21 protein-coding genes are annotated in these 16,464 nt (G+C 55.5%); 14 read left to right on the top strand and 7 right to left on the bottom strand.

Annotated elements, in window-relative coordinates; all coding sequences use genetic code 11:
- Positions 1 to 55: 55 nt before the first annotated feature.
- Positions 56 to 289 (top strand): hypothetical protein, encoded by a 234-nt coding sequence (locus tag RT197_RS08800; RefSeq protein WP_312949323.1) that lies wholly within the window; start codon positions 56 to 58, stop codon positions 287 to 289.
- Positions 290 to 350: 61 nt separating this feature from the next.
- Here RT197_RS08800 and RT197_RS08805 read toward each other — a convergent pair whose 3' ends face one another.
- Both RT197_RS08805 and RT197_RS08810 read right to left on the bottom strand, forming a co-directional pair.
- Entirely contained in the window at positions 351 to 521 is a 171-nt protein-coding gene (locus RT197_RS08805) for a YnfU family zinc-binding protein (protein ID WP_312949326.1), read from the bottom strand.
- 127 nt (positions 522 to 648) lie between these two features.
- Positions 649 to 1,212 (bottom strand): TetR/AcrR family transcriptional regulator, encoded by a 564-nt coding sequence (locus RT197_RS08810; RefSeq protein WP_312949329.1) that lies wholly within the window; start codon positions 1,210 to 1,212, stop codon positions 649 to 651.
- A gap of 105 nt (positions 1,213 to 1,317) precedes the next feature.
- Between RT197_RS08810 and RT197_RS08815 the strand changes: the two genes are divergently transcribed.
- Positions 1,318 to 1,785 carry a nuclear transport factor 2 family protein gene (locus tag RT197_RS08815; RefSeq protein ID WP_312949331.1) on the top strand — a complete coding sequence of 156 codons (468 nt, stop codon included), beginning with the start codon at positions 1,318 to 1,320 and terminating at the stop codon, positions 1,783 to 1,785.
- Positions 1,786 to 1,810: 25 nt separating this feature from the next.
- Here RT197_RS08815 and RT197_RS08820 read toward each other — a convergent pair whose 3' ends face one another.
- Positions 1,811 to 2,401, bottom strand: coding sequence for a TetR/AcrR family transcriptional regulator (locus RT197_RS08820; protein ID WP_312949334.1), 591 nt, complete (start codon positions 2,399 to 2,401; stop codon positions 1,811 to 1,813).
- A 145-nt stretch (positions 2,402 to 2,546) separates the two neighbouring features.
- Between RT197_RS08820 and RT197_RS08825 the strand changes: the two genes are divergently transcribed.
- Positions 2,547 to 2,948, top strand: coding sequence for a RidA family protein (locus tag RT197_RS08825; RefSeq protein WP_312949336.1), 402 nt, complete (start codon positions 2,547 to 2,549; stop codon positions 2,946 to 2,948).
- 212 nt (positions 2,949 to 3,160) lie between these two features.
- Here the strand turns inward: RT197_RS08825 and RT197_RS08830 are convergent, their stop codons facing one another.
- From RT197_RS08830 to RT197_RS08845, 4 genes are all read right to left on the bottom strand, one after another.
- Positions 3,161 to 4,534, bottom strand: a complete 1,374-nt coding sequence (locus RT197_RS08830; RefSeq protein ID WP_312949338.1) for an ATP-binding protein — start codon at positions 4,532 to 4,534, stop codon at positions 3,161 to 3,163.
- A complete protein-coding gene (locus RT197_RS08835; protein ID WP_312949341.1) occupies positions 4,503 to 5,177 on the bottom strand; it encodes a response regulator transcription factor in 675 nt (224 codons plus the stop codon). Before RT197_RS08835 ends, RT197_RS08830 begins: the two co-directional genes overlap by 32 nt.
- An 11-nt stretch (positions 5,178 to 5,188) precedes the next feature.
- On the bottom strand, positions 5,189 to 5,956 hold the full coding sequence (locus tag RT197_RS08840) for a MipA/OmpV family protein (RefSeq protein ID WP_312949344.1): 768 nt from the start codon (positions 5,954 to 5,956) through the stop codon (positions 5,189 to 5,191).
- Between the two features lie 228 nt (positions 5,957 to 6,184).
- The gene (locus RT197_RS08845; protein ID WP_312949347.1) at positions 6,185 to 6,904 is read right to left on the bottom strand and encodes a helix-turn-helix transcriptional regulator; all 720 of its coding nucleotides are present in this window, start codon (positions 6,902 to 6,904) and stop codon (positions 6,185 to 6,187) included.
- 95 nt (positions 6,905 to 6,999) lie between these two features.
- Here RT197_RS08845 and RT197_RS08850 point away from each other — a divergent pair, with 95 nt between their 5' ends.
- From RT197_RS08850 to RT197_RS08900, 11 genes are all read left to right on the top strand, one after another.
- Positions 7,000 to 7,392, top strand: coding sequence for a nuclear transport factor 2 family protein (locus RT197_RS08850; protein WP_312949350.1), 393 nt, complete (start codon positions 7,000 to 7,002; stop codon positions 7,390 to 7,392).
- Positions 7,393 to 7,668: 276 nt separating this feature from the next.
- A complete protein-coding gene (locus tag RT197_RS08855; RefSeq protein ID WP_312949352.1) occupies positions 7,669 to 8,646 on the top strand; it encodes a DUF1852 domain-containing protein in 978 nt (325 codons plus the stop codon).
- 27 nt (positions 8,647 to 8,673) lie between these two features.
- The gene (locus RT197_RS08860; RefSeq protein WP_312949355.1) at positions 8,674 to 9,705 is read left to right on the top strand and encodes a methionine synthase; all 1,032 of its coding nucleotides are present in this window, start codon (positions 8,674 to 8,676) and stop codon (positions 9,703 to 9,705) included.
- A 148-nt stretch (positions 9,706 to 9,853) separates the two neighbouring features.
- Positions 9,854 to 10,288 (top strand): RidA family protein, encoded by a 435-nt coding sequence (locus RT197_RS08865; protein WP_312949357.1) that lies wholly within the window; start codon positions 9,854 to 9,856, stop codon positions 10,286 to 10,288.
- A 3-nt stretch (positions 10,289 to 10,291) separates the two neighbouring features.
- Positions 10,292 to 10,966: a DUF1028 domain-containing protein gene (locus RT197_RS08870; RefSeq protein WP_312949359.1), complete on the top strand. Its 675-nt coding sequence runs from the start codon at positions 10,292 to 10,294 to the stop codon at positions 10,964 to 10,966.
- Positions 10,967 to 10,981: 15 nt separating this feature from the next.
- On the top strand, positions 10,982 to 12,139 hold the full coding sequence (gene argE, locus RT197_RS08875; RefSeq protein WP_312949362.1) for an acetylornithine deacetylase: 1,158 nt from the start codon (positions 10,982 to 10,984) through the stop codon (positions 12,137 to 12,139).
- 160 nt (positions 12,140 to 12,299) lie between these two features.
- On the top strand, positions 12,300 to 13,448 hold the full coding sequence (locus RT197_RS08880; protein WP_312949364.1) for an ABC transporter ATP-binding protein: 1,149 nt from the start codon (positions 12,300 to 12,302) through the stop codon (positions 13,446 to 13,448).
- Between the two features lie 6 nt (positions 13,449 to 13,454).
- Complete coding sequence (locus tag RT197_RS08885) at positions 13,455 to 14,450, top strand: NAD(P)H-quinone oxidoreductase (RefSeq protein ID WP_312949367.1); 996 nt, start codon at positions 13,455 to 13,457, stop codon at positions 14,448 to 14,450.
- A complete protein-coding gene (locus RT197_RS08890) occupies positions 14,447 to 15,061 on the top strand; it encodes a glutathione S-transferase N-terminal domain-containing protein (protein ID WP_312949369.1) in 615 nt (204 codons plus the stop codon). Before RT197_RS08885 ends, RT197_RS08890 begins: the two co-directional genes overlap by 4 nt.
- Before the next feature lie 12 nt (positions 15,062 to 15,073).
- Positions 15,074 to 15,523: a type II 3-dehydroquinate dehydratase gene (locus RT197_RS08895; protein ID WP_312949371.1), complete on the top strand. Its 450-nt coding sequence runs from the start codon at positions 15,074 to 15,076 to the stop codon at positions 15,521 to 15,523.
- The gene (locus RT197_RS08900; protein WP_312949373.1) at positions 15,520 to 16,449 is read left to right on the top strand and encodes a glyoxylate/hydroxypyruvate reductase A; all 930 of its coding nucleotides are present in this window, start codon (positions 15,520 to 15,522) and stop codon (positions 16,447 to 16,449) included. The genes RT197_RS08895 and RT197_RS08900 overlap by 4 nt, the downstream gene beginning before the upstream one ends.
- Positions 16,450 to 16,464 lie beyond the last annotated feature (15 nt).

Genomic DNA, 16,464 nt, shown 5'->3' on the forward strand with positions numbered 1-16,464 from the left:
GGCGCGGAGTGGAGGGCCGATCTGTGATATACTACCCTTCCGTGAGAAATTTAAGATGAAATCTGAAGACACCCTCGACTGGTATCCGGCCCAGTTACCGCCAGTAAAAATCATTCTTGGTGAAGCCCTGCTGGCCGTCGGCAAACAGGGCAGACCGATTAATACCCGCACATTGCTTGATTACCTGCAGGTCATGCAGGACAAGCAAAAAAAAAGAGATGATAAAGTGGCGATGCAAACCGCGATTGATGTTCTGCGCGACAATCAGCGCGTTAACGGCAAACGTTAATGCGCGTTTTCAGCCCGTGTCGTCAGGCGGTCGTGCGTTATGTACGATCGGATGTCAGAATCTAGCGTGTTGGAATAAAAAGCGCTTTGCATCCAGGGCAAAGCATGGCCTGCTTCAGGCGAACTTTTGATAAAGGCTGCGATGATCGTAAGCTGCAATGGGGACAGGTCACGGTGGAAGTAGACTTGCCGCTGATTAGCTTCCTGGCGTAATCGATAACAAACATGATCATTAACCTTTCGGGGAGTGTGCTTCACTCTAACACGAATGGTTAAAATTTAATCGATTTAATTGTGGTTATCTCTGGCGCGTGATTTTACCTGACAGCGAAAAAGCAAACTTTATGAGCACAATCATTTTCAGTCTGCCAGCAGTTTTTCTAATCCAACGTTTAACTGTTCGATAACCTCAGTGACGTCCATTCCCATTTGCGCATGAATAATCGCGCCATCGATAAGCATCATTAATTGAGACATTACCGTTTTATCCGTAATACCGGTCAGCAACGTTATTGTTTTCTGCGCGTCAAGTTTATGGTTACGGCATAATTCTTTGATCTCCTCTGCGATATCTTCCGAGTCCGCTTCTGCGGTTGCGTTAATAAAGGCGCAGCCACGGAAAGAAGGGCATCTCAACCATTCATTAAGCGTGCCGGATAACGCAGCCGGTAATATGTTCTCTTCGCCGATCTTGCGGGCTAACGTATCGTGAAACCAGGTGATCCACAGATCGTGCCGATAGTGTAAATAGGCCAAAATGAGCGTGTTTTTCGCGGGGAAATGGCGATAAAAACTCACTTTTGTTACCTGGGCCTCCCTGATGATTTTATCAATTCCGGTAGCCCTGAACCCTTTGGCGTAAAATAAATCGTGTGCGGTTAACAGTATTTTTTCTTTTACGCTGCCTTTTTTATCGGTAATCATTTTTAGCAAAACCCCTGACAGATTTATTGACAGTGTCATTTTTCGCCACTAAATTAACACGAGTAGACAGATCTGTCTACATGACATTCATCAGAGGTCTTCCATATGAATACACGTCCCCCTTTACCGCCATTCACCCGGGAAAGTGCGATTGAAAAAATCAGACTGGCAGAGGATGGCTGGAATAGCCGCGACCCGGCAAAAGTCGCTCTCGCTTATTCCCTGGATACCCAATGGCGAAACCGCGCGGAATTCGCCAATAACCGTGAGGAAGCGCAGGCCTTCCTGGAGCGGAAATGGAAGAAAGAACTTGATTACCGTCTGATTAAAGAGCTTTGGGCATTTACTGAAAACCGTATCGCCGTAAGGTATGCCTACGAATGGCATGATGATTCGGGAAACTGGTTCCGTTCTTACGGTAATGAAAACTGGGAGTTCGGGGAGGACGGGCTAATGAAGCGTCGTTTTGCCTGTGTGAATGATATGCCAATCGATGAATCTGAACGACTGTTTCACTGGCCGCTGGGAAGACGCCCTGATGAACATCCCTCGCTTAGCGCGCTGGGGCTTTAAAAGCCCCGCCTGCCAGGAGGGGGCATTAGCTATTACGTAAGCCGCTTGCCAGCAGGGTAAACGCGTTAATCATTTTCGGCAGAGTCTTTTCAGGATCGTCGCTCGCCGCGATCCATAGTGCGGCATTCAATGCCGCGCCGTTGAGCAGATGTGCGGCGGCGTCAGCATCCACCGACTGGAGCACGCCGCGTTCAATCAACGTTGTAATATTCTGGCGGGTTGCGTCGAGGCAGCTATTCTGACTCGGCCACTGTGAGGGATCGCCAAGGAAAGCAGGGCCATCAAGCAGGACGATACGCCGCACTTCCGGGTCCAGAGCCATCCTGATGTAGGCGATCCCTTCAGCAAGCAGCTTTTCCCAGTCTTCGCCCACAGCTGCGGCCTCGGCCTTCGCGCGTTGCGCCATTTCACCATCCACCTGCTCGACAACTGCGGCGAGAAGCCCTTTTTTATCGCCAAAATTGTGATACAGCGCGCCGCGTGTCAGGCCCACGCTGGCCGTTAATTCATCCATTGAGGCGGCGGCAAAGCCTTTTTCGGCAAAGGCTTTTCGTGCGGCCGTAATCAGTTTGGCGCGGTTCTCTTCCATCTTTTCAACACGGCGTCTGGCGGTCATCGGGTTTCCTTTTTCATATACGCAGCGTATATTATTTGACATACGCCGCGTATGTATGATTAATTTAACATACACGGCGTATGTTAGATCATTTGTTCATGCCGTGCATCCCATATCCGACACTGTATGAACAACAGGAAACCCTATGAGCCAGCATGAACCCGTTTTCCCCGCTAACCGCCATGCTCTTTACGAGGAGCACGGCTATTCTGCCGCGATCCGTTCTGGCGATTTGCTTTTTGTTTCCGGTCAGGTGGGCAGCCGCGCCGATGGCACGCCGGAGCCTGATTTTGCCGCGCAGGTGCAGCTCGCGTTTGATAACCTGCGAGCCACGCTTGCCGCCGCAGGCTGTACCTTTGACGATCTGGTGGATGTCACCACCTTTCACACCGACCCGGAAAATCAGTTCCCGACGATTATGCAGGTGAAACAGTCTGTCTTCCCGCAGCCGCCTTATCCGAACTGGACCGCCGTAGGGGTAACCTGGCTTGCGGGATTTGATTTTGAAATTAAAGTGATTGCCCGAATCCCCGAGCAAAAGAAGTAACCCGGTAAGCGGGCGCAGAGGGCTTTATCGCCGGTATCATCCGATGCGCTGGTGGATTAATGGCGATGCCCGCTTCTGGTGTAATGTTGCCAGAGGCGGGTATTCCCCGCCTCAAAAAATAGCTCTCACTCACTTTGCCGCAAGTCAAATCAGATAGCCCCACAATGACGCCCACTCCCCGGCAAACTAAACCTGGCGCAAACCCATTACGGTTAATGCACCTCTGCGTTCCCAGCCCGACATATCCTCATTGTCAGTCCCGTCAGCCCGTTGTGAGCGGTCAGTGACCAACCGTGGGCGGTACAAATTTCCTGACAAATTGCCAGCCCCAGACCTGCGCCGGAATCCTGACGTAGCTTGCCTCGCCAGAAGCGCTCGAAGATGTGTGGCATCTGTTCCGGCGGCACGCCCGTTCCCTGATCGGATACGCTCACGCTTTCTGCCTGCACATGTATGTTAACCACCGTCCCCAACGGTGCATGTTGAACGGCATTCTCGATCAGATTTTTCAACAGGGTAAAGAATGCCCCATGATCGGCACGCCATTTACTTACCCCGTCATCGCAGGTGAGATGAAGTCTGACCCCGGCATCATCGGCGATTTTTCGAAGATAGGTGGTCACGTCGCGCGCAACGTCGCAGACCTCCACGTCGCGGAACTGATAGCTCAGCGGTTCACTCGCCTCGGCCAGTAGCAATAGCTGCTGCACCTGGCGGGACAGGTGAGATATCTGCAACAGAAGCGATTCACGAACTTCTGAATGCTCGCTCATCAACTCGACCTCAGCGCGCAGTAATGTCAGCGGCGTTTTTAGCTCGTGGGCGGCGGTAGCGAGAAATTCCTGCTGGCTGCGAAATCCTTTCTCCAGCCTGTCGAGCACCTGATTAAAACTGGCGATCAGCGGAACCAGTTCCGTCGGGACGTGCCCGGTTTGCAGCCGATCGCCCAGCGAGCGGGGTGAGATTTGCGTGGCGGCCTGCGACACGTTGCGCAGCGGTCGTAGTGCGTATTTCAGGCTGACGCAGGCGCAAACGGTAAAAATAACCAGCAGCACCAGGCTAAAGATAATGACCCCAAGGCGGATAAAGGGCAGGGCAAACCCCTGATGCAGGAAGTCGATCACCCGCGAGCTGACTGCCAGCTCGACGGTCCACGTTCGCCCGTTATGTCTCTGATCCTCCCGCGCCCCATCGTACAGCACGCCTTCGCGAGTAAAGGCAAAACGCCGTTCCGGCAGCGCGTGCCGCGCACCGCCCTCCGGCCAGTCTGCCGCGCCCGACGAGCGGAGCACCACGCGACCGCTGTCGTCCAGTACCCGCCACGCGGTTTCCTGACGCAGGCTATCGTAGATCCACAGCGGGTGCGCATCGCTGTCGGTAAATCCCGTTGGATTGCCCCGCGCGTCGAACTCCAGCCGCTCCGCCAGCGCCAGCGTGCGTTCGGCCAGATCCATTCCCGGCAGGCGTTCTTTCACCAACGCGCCCAACGTCACCAGCAGGCCGATACTCAGCAACGCACCCGCCACGTAGGCCAGCAGGATCCTTATCGACAGGCTATTCATCCGCGTCGGTTTTTTGCAGCGCATAGCCCTGTCCCCTGAGGTTAACGATATGCAGATCAGAGCCGATAGCCGCCAGTTTGCGGCGCATCCGGTGCAATGCCACATCCAGCGCGTTTGGCGTAACGGTGTCGCTAAGACCCCAACCGGCCGCCTCCATCGCGCTGCGGCGCACCACACCGCCCTGCTTCTGGAAGAGCGTCAGCATAATCTGCATTTCAGCCGGGGCGAGGGTAATGCTCTCCTCGCCGCAGCGCATCACACCCACATCCGACAGCAGCGTCACGTCACCGAATGCCGGTTCAAGCGGCTGGCTCACGGCGGGACGACGCAACAGCGCCCGCACGCGGGCGACCAGTTCCGCCATCGCAAACGGTTTGGGCAGATAGTCATCCGCTCCCGCCTCCAGACCTTCAACCCGATCGTGCAGGGCATCGCGCGCGGTGAGGATCAGGCACGGCAACATCAGGTTGCGCTGACGCAACTGCTGGAGCAGAAGCAGGCCATCGCCATCCGGCAGGCCGCGATCGAGCACCAGCGCCTGATACGCGACCAGTTTTAACGCGCTCAGCGCGGCCTCCCGGCTGCCGACGATATCGGTGGGGATCCCGGCGCTGGCAAGTCCCCTGGCAATCAGCCCGGCCAGCTGCGCGTGGTCTTCAATTAACAAAATTCTTCCCATCAGAAGTGGTACATATACCCCATGAAAATGCGATCTTTGCGTGAACGGTCAACCAGCGGGCTGTCCCTCACTTCGGAAGAGAGCCGCGTGGCTTCCAGATCGAGCATGACGGAATGGTGCGCGTTGAAGCGATAGACGCTCAGCAGGCCGAACTCTGCGCTGAACGCGGATTCTCCCCGGTAGGCGGGCCGCCCGTCGCGGGCCTCCTCTTCGCGCACGCCATAGTAATAATCGACATATTTTTTATCATGCCATGTGGTGACGACGCGCGGCGTAAGGGAAAAGTTACCCCACTGCCAGCGCCGCTCCGCGCCCAGATTCACGCGCTGCCCCTTACTGTTGCCGGAAAGATCGTGCGTCCAGTCGAGGCTTACCGTCAGCCAGGGATTTTGCCACTGCGCTTTCGCGCCGCCCCAGAAACCGCTTTTACGCTTCGCCATCCCGTCAAGAATATCGGCGTCATCGGCCTCGTAGCCCGAACCGTCATACCTGCCGATAAGACCAAAATCGAGGTGCTGAGTTTCACTGAACGTCACGCCAGGCAGTTTAATTTCGGCTCCGGTGGCGAAAAAATGCAGGTACTGATTATCAAAATAGAGCAGCGGTAGCGGCGTGGTATCGCGTGAAAAATCTTTGTAAGGCTTTTGCGCGCTGGCTACGCCAGCGCCTGCGCCCCATTCAGCGGAAAAAGCGGAGGTGGAACCCAGCGCAAAAGTGCAGACCATGGCCGCAATGGCGGCTCGTCCGGTCAGCAAACGATGATGCATGATAAGTCTCCCAGTCAGCAAAGAAAATGCGATTATCCTGACGGGAGTCTTACTGAGAACTTACCGGCACCTCTCGTCTTTAGAATTGTGGGGAAAGGCGCGATCCTGCTGAATAATTTTGCTGTAAGCGTCCAGTAATGTCAGGTCCGGCAAAAGGGTGGCAGCGCCGGTAAGCCCGGCCATCCTGTTAGCGTTTAACGGCGCAGTCCGACGGGGGAAGAGGGAGCGTCAGGCTGGCCTGAACTGCCCCGGCGTTTTGCCAAAGCGTTGGCGGAATACCTCGATAAAGGCGCTGACGTTACTGTAACCACTTAAGAATGCCACTTCGCTCACCGGCAGCCCTGCCAGCACCCACTGGAGCGAAGCCACCACTTTTGCCTGCTGTCGCCACTGACTAAAACTCAGGCCGGTTTGCTGATTAAACAAGCGGCTAAGATTTCTGACACTCAGCCCATATTGCTGGGCCAGCTGGCCTTGATTTAAGGTGCTTCCTGGATTTTTTAATAATTCACTGGCGATATTTCGCGCCCGGCGATCGGTTGGCAATGTTAATTCAAGCGGTAATTCAGAACGGTGCATGATTTCATAGCCTAATAGTTTCAAAAGCATATCCTGATAATCTTGCTGGTTTTGAAGATGACTCTTCTGGCAGCGCATCAGTAAAGCAATAATGAAATGATCGGCCGCATATACGGCTGCAAAATCAGGAAAATAACCTGCGACTATGGGATCAAGATACAGACTATGGCCCGTTGCCGTTCCGGGAACCCAGGCGCGGTGATACAAATCAGGGGGAAACCATCCGACGGAGCCAGGCGTCACCGTCCACTGTGCCCGTGCAGTTTCAATCACCATGATGCCCTGGCTAAGCCAGCAGAGCTGCCCGGATGAATGCTGATGCCACGGCGTGGCGTGCAGGGCGTGGTATTTGAATTGCTGCGTTTCCATCAATCTGGCCGTTTTACCGTAATAAATGTCTTTATACGGATATTACCCGCTTTCCGTTCTACCGTAGAGTGTTTCTTCTGCAACAGGAGAAGCCCATGAAAAACGCCAGCAAACTGGTCATCGAAGCATTAGAAAAGGTAGTCTGCACTTCAGTGCATGATGAGAACCCCATCGCCCGGTATTTTGACTCCAGTTATCAACAGGTCGTTGACGGGCATGAACTGGGATATAACGACTTCATCAAGCATATGGAAACGCTCAAATCACTCGCCGCGCGGATAAACCTCACCGTCAGGTCAGTGGTTTCAGAAGGTGATACGGTGTTTACCCATCATTTTGTCGAGGTGGAAAAACTGGAAGGCGAGAAAAGCGAATTTGAGGTATTAGCCCGTTTCACCGTATTATCAGGCAAAATTATCCGCTGCGAAGAATTAACCCGGATGATTACTGGGGGAATTAACGATCGCGATTTTGGCAGTAAAAGATAATTTTTAATTCCACATTGCAGGAAGGGATAATAGAATATTTCCCTTCCTGCATCCCCGCCCGGCCAGCCATGAAACCCATTTCATTACCCTTCACGATCCGATCATGAATATGACTCATGTTGTAATGAAATTAAGTCGCTTTCACTCCTTTGACTGCTCTGGCATAAAAGAAGCTTATTAACTTATTGGCAACATAAAGGCTGAAAAAGCAGTCATCTTCTGAAAATCAACGTGTGAATTCAGTTTTTATATCCGCATCCAGGGCAAATGATCATAATGAAGAAAGAATTTACATTTACTATTACCAGCAGTCTTTTTGACGAGAACTATAACCCCTCGGAAAGTACGCGTATTACCACTAACTTTGCGAATCTGGCCAGAGGCAAAAACCGCCAGCAGAATTTACGTAACACGCTGGTGATGATCGACAATCGTTTCAACAGTTTAGCCTACTGGGACAATCCTGAGGGCGATCGTTATTCCGTTGAACTTGACATTATTTCTGTTGAGATGACTGTTGACGTTGACAGCGATAGCTTTCCGGTGATTGAAATATTAAAAACCCATATCATTGATAAAAAAACGCAGCAGCGTATTGAAGGCATTGTCGGCAATAACTTTTCTTCCTACGTTCGGGATTATGACTTTAGCGTATTATTACCAGAGCATAATAAAAACCAGACCCAATTTAGCGTGCCGGACAGCTTTGGCGACCTGCATGGAAAAATCTTTAAGCATTTCGTTAACTCCGGCGAGTACCAAAGCCACTTTAAGAAATCACCGGTCATCTGTTTAAGTGTGTCCAGTAAAGATACCTATCATCGCACCGGGAATGAGCATCCGGTATTAGGCATTGAATATCAGCAACACGGTTCTTCATTGACCGAAAGCTATTTCAATAAAATGGGCCTGCAAGTGCGCTATTTCATGCCGAAGAACAGCGTTGCGCCGCTGGCATTTTATTTTACTGGTGATTTGCTCCGGGATTACAGCGATCTTGAACTTATCAGTACCATCAGCACGATGGAGACTTTTCAGAAGATTTATCGCCCGGAAATTTACAATGCCAATGCTGCGGCAGCGCAATTCTTTCAACCGAATCTGGATAACCAGGACCATTCATTAACAAAAATTGTTTATGACCGGGAAGAACGCAGTCAGTTAGCGATTGAGCAGGGAAAATTTACTGAGCAGCACTTCATCAAACGTTACAGGGATCGTCTTGAGCAGTGGTCTGCCAATTACCCTCTTTGATTTATAGAAAATAAAAGGTTTTGTGATATGAAAAAATTGCTCCCTACCTCGACGGCTGGCAGCCTACCCAAACCGTCCTGGCTTGCACAACCGGAGACGCTCTGGTCCCCGTGGAAACTGCAAAATGAAGAACTCATTGAGGGGAAACAGGACGCGCTGCGTCTGGCGCTGGATGAACAGCTGCGGGCCGGTATCGATATTGTCAGCGACGGTGAGCAAACGCGACAGCACTTCGTTACCACCTTTATTGAACACCTCAGCGGCGTAGATTTTGAGAAACGCGAGGTGGTGAAAATTCGTAATCGCTATGATGCGAGCGTACCGACCGTGGTGGGGCCGGTGGCGCGTCAAAAGCCCGTTTTTGTTGAGGATGCCCGATTTTTACGCCAGTTGACCACGCAGCCCATTAAATGGGCGCTGCCGGGGCCGATGACGATGATCGACACGCTGTATGATAATCATTATAAAAGCCGCGAAAAACTGGCCTGGGAATTTGCCAAAATATTAAATCAGGAAGCCAAAGAATTAGAGGCGGCGGGCGTGGATATTATCCAGTTTGATGAGCCTGCTTTTAATGTCTTTTTTGATGAAGTCAATGACTGGGGGATTGCCGCATTAGAAAGAGCCATTGAAGGGCTTAAATGTGAAACTGCGGTACATATCTGTTACGGCTATGGCATCAAAGCCAATACCGACTGGAAAAAAACGTTGGGCAGCGAGTGGCGACAATACGAAGAAGCGTTTCCTAAACTGCAAACCTCCGGTATCGATATTATCTCGCTGGAATGTCATAACTCGCATGTTCCGATGGATTTGCTTGAGCTTATTCGCGGTAAAAAAGTGATGGTCGGGGCCATTGACGTGGCGACCAATACCATAGAAACCCCGGAGGAAGTCGCGGAAACCTTACGTAAAGCGCTTCAGTTCGTCGATGCTGACAAACTCATGCCTGCCACCAACTGTGGCATGGCTCCGTTATCCCGCCAGGTCGCCAGAGGCAAACTCAACGCCTTAAGCGCAGGGGCAGAGATCGTCCGCCGGGAACTGCTGGCGAAGTAACGCTGCCCGCTGCCGATCGTAAAAAAACGGGCGATCCGACCGATCGCCCGTTCGCTTTTTCTAAACTAAAGCCTCGGATTATGCTGTTTTATGTCCTGCGCCCGGCGAGGTATACCTTGCGGGAAACCCACTCTTCAGGCAGGCAGACATGAGCACACATACACGCATCCGTAAATTCAATACCAAAGATACCTACCCGAACCAGGCGCTGGATAACGATCTTTGCCAGGCCGTTCGTGCCGGAAATACCGTCTACGTCCGTGGTCAGATTGGGACTGATTTCGAGGGCAATCTGGTCGGGCTTGGCGATCCCGCCGCCCAGGCCGAGCAGGCAATGAAAAACGTCAAGCAACTGCTGGAAGAAGCGGGCAGCGATTTATCCCACATCGTAAAAACAACCACCTACATTATCGACCCGCGCTATCGCGAGCCGGTTTACCACGTCATTGGCAAATGGCTGAAGGGCGTTTTTCCCATCTCAACCGGTCTGGTTATTTCCGGGCTGGGGCAGCCGCAGTGGTTGATGGAAATTGATGTGATCGCCGTAATCCCGGACGAATGGCCGTCGCAGGCGGGAGAATAAATTATGACGTTATCGATTATCGGACGCTGCGCGCAAACCGGTCAGATGGGGATCGCTATCAGTTCATCGAGCATTGCGGTAGGCGCACGCTGCCCGTGGCTGCGCAGCAAGGTCGGGGCGGTATCCACGCAAAACATCACGTTACCGGCGCTGGGGCCGCGCATTCTGGATCGCCTGGCGCAGGGCGACGCCGTCGACATCGCCCTGAAACGCGGGCTGGACACGGATGACTATGCCCTGTACCGACAAGTTACCGTCCTGACACCCGATGGCAATAGCGCGTTCTACAGCGGAGAAAAGACGCTCGGCATCAACAATGCCCTGTCAGGCGAAAACTGCGTGGCGGCGGGGAATATGCTGGCAAGCCCGGATGTCATTGCCGCGATGGTGAACGCCTTTGAACATCATTCAGGACATCTGGCTGATCGGCTCATCGCCGCGATGCAGGCGGGTTTAGGGGCAGGCGGCGAAGCGGGGCCGGTGCATTCGGCGGCGCTGTCGATTGTCGATTCTCCCGTCTGGCCGATTGTTGATCTCCGCGTTGACTGGACCGACGCCAGTCCCATCGATGAGCTTAACGCGCTCTGGCAGGCGTATAAACCGCAGATGCAGGACTATATCACCAGGGCGCTGGACCCTCGCAGCGCGCCGGGATACGGCGTACCGGGTGATGAGTAGGCGCGAGGAGAACTGATGAAAACCAGTCGTAAACTGCTGGAACAGCTGGTGGCATTCAACACCACCAGCCGCGAATCTAACCTCGCGCTGATTGAGTTTGTCCGGCGCTACTTAAGCGAGCTGGGCGTCCACTGCGAGCTGATCCACAATGACACGCGCAGCAAAGCCAATCTTTATGCGCGGCTTGGCCCGGCGGGTGGCGGTGGGGTGATGCTTTCTGGTCACAGCGATGTGGTGCCGGTTGACGGGCAGAACTGGAGCGTCCCGCCCTTTGCGCTGACGGAACGGGACGGCAAACTGTATGGTCGCGGCACGGCAGATATGAAAGGCTTTATCGCCTGTATGCTGGCGGCGGTGCCGCATTTCCTTGCCCGGCCACTCGCGCAACCGCTGCATCTGGCGATTTCTTATGATGAGGAAGTCGGGTGCCTGGGCGTGCGTTCTTTGCTGGACGTCTTATCCCGTTGCCCGGAGAAGCCCGATATCTGCCTGATCGGCGAACCCACTGAATTGCAACCTGTTATCGGTCACAAGGGCAAACTCAGCGTGCGCTGTGAAGTGCAGGGAGCCGCCTGCCATTCGGCCTATGCGCCGCAGGGGGTCAATGCCATCGAATATGCCGCGAAGCTTATCCATCATCTGACGAAAACAGGCCAGCGGCTGGCCGCGCCGGAACGTCAGGATGCGCGTTTTGATCCGCCCTTTACCACCGTGCAAACCGGCGTGATTCAGGGCGGTCGGGCGCTGAACATTGTTCCTGCCGAATGTCTGTTTGACTTTGAGGTGCGCACGCTGCCGCAGGACGACGCGCAGGAGGTGACGCGGGATCTGGAAGATTACGCCCGGCACCAACTGCTGCCGCAGATGCAGGCTGTGGATCGCAACGCCGCGATCCGTTTTCATCCCCTCAGCAGTTATCCCGGTTTATATACCGCTGCGCAAAGCGCCGCCGCGCGGCTGCTGGCTCATCTCACCGGGTCGGAAGCGTTCAGCACCGTTGCCTTTGGTACGGAAGGCGGATTGTTTCACCAGGCCGGGATAGCGAGCGTGATCTGCGGGCCGGGCAGTATGGCGCAGGGCCATAAACCCGATGAGTTCATTACTGTTGACCAACTGGACGCCTGCGATGCCATGCTGCGCCGTCTTGCCGCGTGGATGTGCCGGGAAGCCTGACCGTAACTGTCCCCGGAGGGCGCGCCCCGGCACCCCTCCGTTCCCGTCACACTCTGCTTTAACTTTTCCAAACGCCAGCTTCAGGAAGCACTAACCGCGCGATGAGCACTTAAGCCGTATGCTGGTGGTAAGCCTTTGATAGCCCGTTTCTGGAGATTCCATGGTAAGTGCAGAAATCACCACCTTCCCGCAGCCTGAAACGCTGCATCCGGTCGTAAATCACGCTAACGTTGCTGTTCGCCTTGATGGCGTACTGAAGCGCTTCGGCGATGCCATCGCCTTACACAAAATTTCCCTGACGATTGCGGAAGGGGAATTTATTACCCTGCTCGGCCCGTCCGGCTGCGGCAAAACCACGCTGCTGAATCTGATGGCGGGATTCGCTGAAGCCGATGGCGGCGAAATATTTATTGATGGCGAGCTGGTAACGGATATCCCGCCTTACCAGCGTGAAATCGGCATTGTGTTTCAGAACTACGCGCTGTTTCCGCATATGACGGTCGAAAAAAATGTCGGCTACGGCCTGCGAATGCGCGGCGTGCCAAAAGCGGAGATCGCTGAGCGCGTTGAGCAGGCGCTTGCGCTGGTGAAATTGTCCGGTTACGGCCATCGCAAACCGCGTGAGCTTTCAGGCGGTCAGCAGCAGCGTGTGGCGCTGGCGCGGGCGCTGGTGATCCGCCCCAAAGTGCTGCTGCTGGACGAACCCTTCTCCGCGCTGGATAAAAATCTGCGCCTGTCGATGCAGGTGGAGCTGAAAGCGATCCAGCGCAAACTTGGCGTGACGACCGTATTCGTGACTCACGATCAGGGCGAAGCGCTGAGCATGAGCGATCGCGTGGTGGTGATGTCGGCGGGGTATGTCCGCCAGATCGGCACCCCGGACGAGATTTATCGTCGCCCCCAGGACCCGTTTGTCGCGAGCTTTGTCGGTGATGTCAACATTCTGCCGGGACGCTACGCGGGTCGGGACGGCCTGGCGGTACTGGATTTGGGAGGCAACAAGCTGCGTCTGCCAGCGGAGCGCGTCCACGCGGTCATTGGCGAGCGTCTGAATGTCTACGTCCGCCCGGAAAACCTTCAACTGGCGCCGCTTGGCCCGCATTCGCTGTTCAGCGCCACGGTGATCGCCCACGTCTTTCAGGGCGATCACGTCGATGTACATCTTGATGTGCCCGCCCTGGGCAGCGCGTCGCTCTTTGCCCGCCAGTCAGGACTGCATTCGCTGACCCACTGGCCGGTGGGCAGTCTGGTCGGGGTGAATGTTGATGACGAAGGCGTGTGCGCGTTTAGCGCCGCAGAAAAGGAATAAGCGCTGATGATCCCTGAAATCATGAATGCCGTCATTGCGCGCCAGCCGGGCGGCCCTGACGTTTTAGACCTGGTTCAGCGCAGCGTCCCGCAGCCCCAAAGCGGTGAAGTGCTGATCCGCGTGGTCAGCGCGGGCGTCAATCGTCCCGATATCCTGCAACGTAACGGTATGCCGTTGCCGCCGGGCGTCACTGACGTGCTGGGGCTGGAAGTCTCCGGCACCGTGGTGGCGCTGGGCGCGGGGGTTGAATCTCCCGCCCCAGGGACGCCGGTTATGGCGCTGCTCAACGGCGGGGGATATGCAGACTACTGTGTGGCGCGGGCTGAACTGTGCCTGACCGTGCCGGAAAATCTGCCCCTTGCGCAGGCGGCGGGGGTGCCGGAAGCGGCATTTACCGTATGGCATAACCTGTTTGAGCTGGGGCGTTTGCAGCCGGGCGAGACCGTGTTGATCCACGGCGCGGCCAGTGGCGTAGGGACGTTTGCCATTCAGTGCGCTCAGGCATGCGGCGCGCGGGTAATAGCAACGGCAGGCGGTTCAGAGAAAATCGCGGCGCTGCGACAGCTTGGGGTATGGCGCGCCATCGACCGCCGCAGTGAGGATTTTGTCCCGGTCATTCTTGATGCCACCCAGGGACGCGGGGTGGATGTGGTGCTCGATAACGTCGGCGGCGATTACGTCGCGCGCAACCTGAGCCTGCTAGCGCCGGGCGGACGTCACGTCAGTCTTTCTTTTATGCAGGGCGCAAAGATTGAACTCGATCTGCAACTGTTAATGCGTAAAGGGCTGAGCCTGACCTCGTCAACGCTGCGTCCGAAAAGCGCCGCCGAGAAAATGCGGCTGGCGCAGTGCATCAGTAAGCATCTGCTGCCGCTGATCGCCGCAGGCAACATCGCCCCCGTCCTTTATCAAACCCTGCCGTTAGCGCAGGCCGCAGACGCGCATCGGCTCCTTGAAGCTAACGCCAACATTGGCAAAGTGCTGCTGGAGGTGGCGTCATGATGTCGCTTTTTTATGCCTCCACCTCCGCTTACGTGCGCAAAGTAATGGTCTGCGCAACCGTCCTCGGACTTGCGGATGAACTGGAACGGCTGGAGTCTGCCGCGCATCCGATCGCGCGTGATGAACGCATTGCCGCGTTTAATCCGCTGGCAAAAGTCCCGGCGCTGCGCAGCGAAAATGGCCTCTGTCTCTATGACAGCCGGGTCATTTGTGAATACCTCAACGCGCGCGGGCAGGGCAATTTATTTCCGCAAAACGGGGATGCTCGCTGGAGAAGCCTGGCGCGTCAGGCGCTGGGCGATGGGATCATTGATGCCGCTTTGCTGGCGCGTTACGAATTCAGCGCCCGTCCGCCAGAGAAGCAATGGCAGGACTGGGCCGACGCGCAGTTGAAAAAAGTCGCTGCCGGACTGACGGAGATTGAGGGGCAGGTCGGCGATTTCAGCGAATTTCCTGACGATATCGGCCTGATTGCCATCGGCTGCGCGCTGGGCTATCTCGACTTCCGTTTTGCCGAGCTCAACTGGCGTGCCAGCCATCCGCTTACCGCCGCCTGGTTTGCCGTCTTCGCTGCGCATCCGGCGATGGTGGCGACCCGCCCGCACCTTTAATCAGGAGTATGCATGTCACAGCAGATCTATTTTCTCAACGGGCCGAATGCTAATTTATACGGGCTGGATAAACACGGCACTTACGGCAGCGACAGTTTTGCCAGCCTGAGCGAACGCTGCCAGCAGCGTGCCAAATCGCACGGCGTGATTTTGCATTTCCGTCAGAGCAATCACGAAGGGGTTTTGGTTGACTGGATCCAGGAAGCGCGCCAGCACGCCGAGGGATTAATTATCAACGCGGCGGGCCTGACCTACAGTTCGGTACCGATCCTTGACGCATTGCTGATGTTTGAAGGGCCAGTCATTGAAACGCACATGAGCAACATCTGGAAACGGGAGCCGTTTCGTCATCACTCCATGGTGTCGAAAGCCGCGACCGGGGTGATTGCCGGACTGGGGGCGACAGGCTACGAGCTGGCGATTGATGCGGTGGTCAGCTTACTGGGAGCGCGCGCCGAATGAGTACCTTAGTGTTTTACAGTGAATTTGACAGCTTTGAAGAATGGTCAGCGTTGCTTGCACCGCATTTGCCCGGCGTGACGATTTGCCGCGCCGAAACGGTGCAACATCCTGATGAGGTGCACTATGCGCTGGCATGGAAACCGCCACGCGGTTTCTTTGCGCCCTGGCGCAATCTCCGATTACTGGTGAATCTTGGCGCGGGCGTCGATTCGCTGGTGGGGCGCGACGATCTGCCGGATATCCCGATTGTTCGTCTGTCCGATCCCGATATGGCGCGGATGATGGCCGGTTATGTCCTGTTTGCCGTGCTGCGCTACGCGCGCGATATCCCGGCCTTTGAGCGCGCCCAGCGTGAACAGCGCTGGCATTATCTGCATCCTCGTCCGCCTTCCGCTATCCGGGTAGGCGTCCTCGGTCTGGGGGAACTGGGCGCGTATGCGGCGCAGGAGCTGGCGCGGCAGGGCTTCGACGTGCGCGGCTGGTCGCGTTCGCAAAAGGCGCTGGCGGGTATCCGCTGTCATAGCGGGCTGGGATCGTTGAATGATTTTCTCAGCCAGAGCGACATTCTGGTCACCATGCTGCCTCTCACACCGCAGACCACTGGCCTGCTGAGCGCCGAACGGCTGGCGCATCTCCCGCCGGGCGCGGCGTTTATTAACGTCTCGCGCGGGGCCATCGTCGATCAGGCCGCGCTGACGCAGGCGCTGCGTGCGGGGCAGATTGCGCAAGCCACGCTGGATGTGTTTGACCGCGAACCGCTGCCGCCGGACGATCCGTTGTGGGGTATGGAAAACGTGCTGATCACGCCGCATCTGGCCTCCGTTGCGCTTCCTGCCAGCGCCGCCGCACAGGTGGCAGAAAACATCCGGCGCGCCGCACGCGGCGAGCCGGTAACGAATCAGGTGTTCCCGGAGCGCGGGTATTGAATTAGCCCCGCGCTA

The organism is Superficieibacter sp., from assembly GCF_032071645.1.
Classification (GTDB): Bacteria; Pseudomonadota; Gammaproteobacteria; order Enterobacterales; family Enterobacteriaceae; genus Superficieibacter.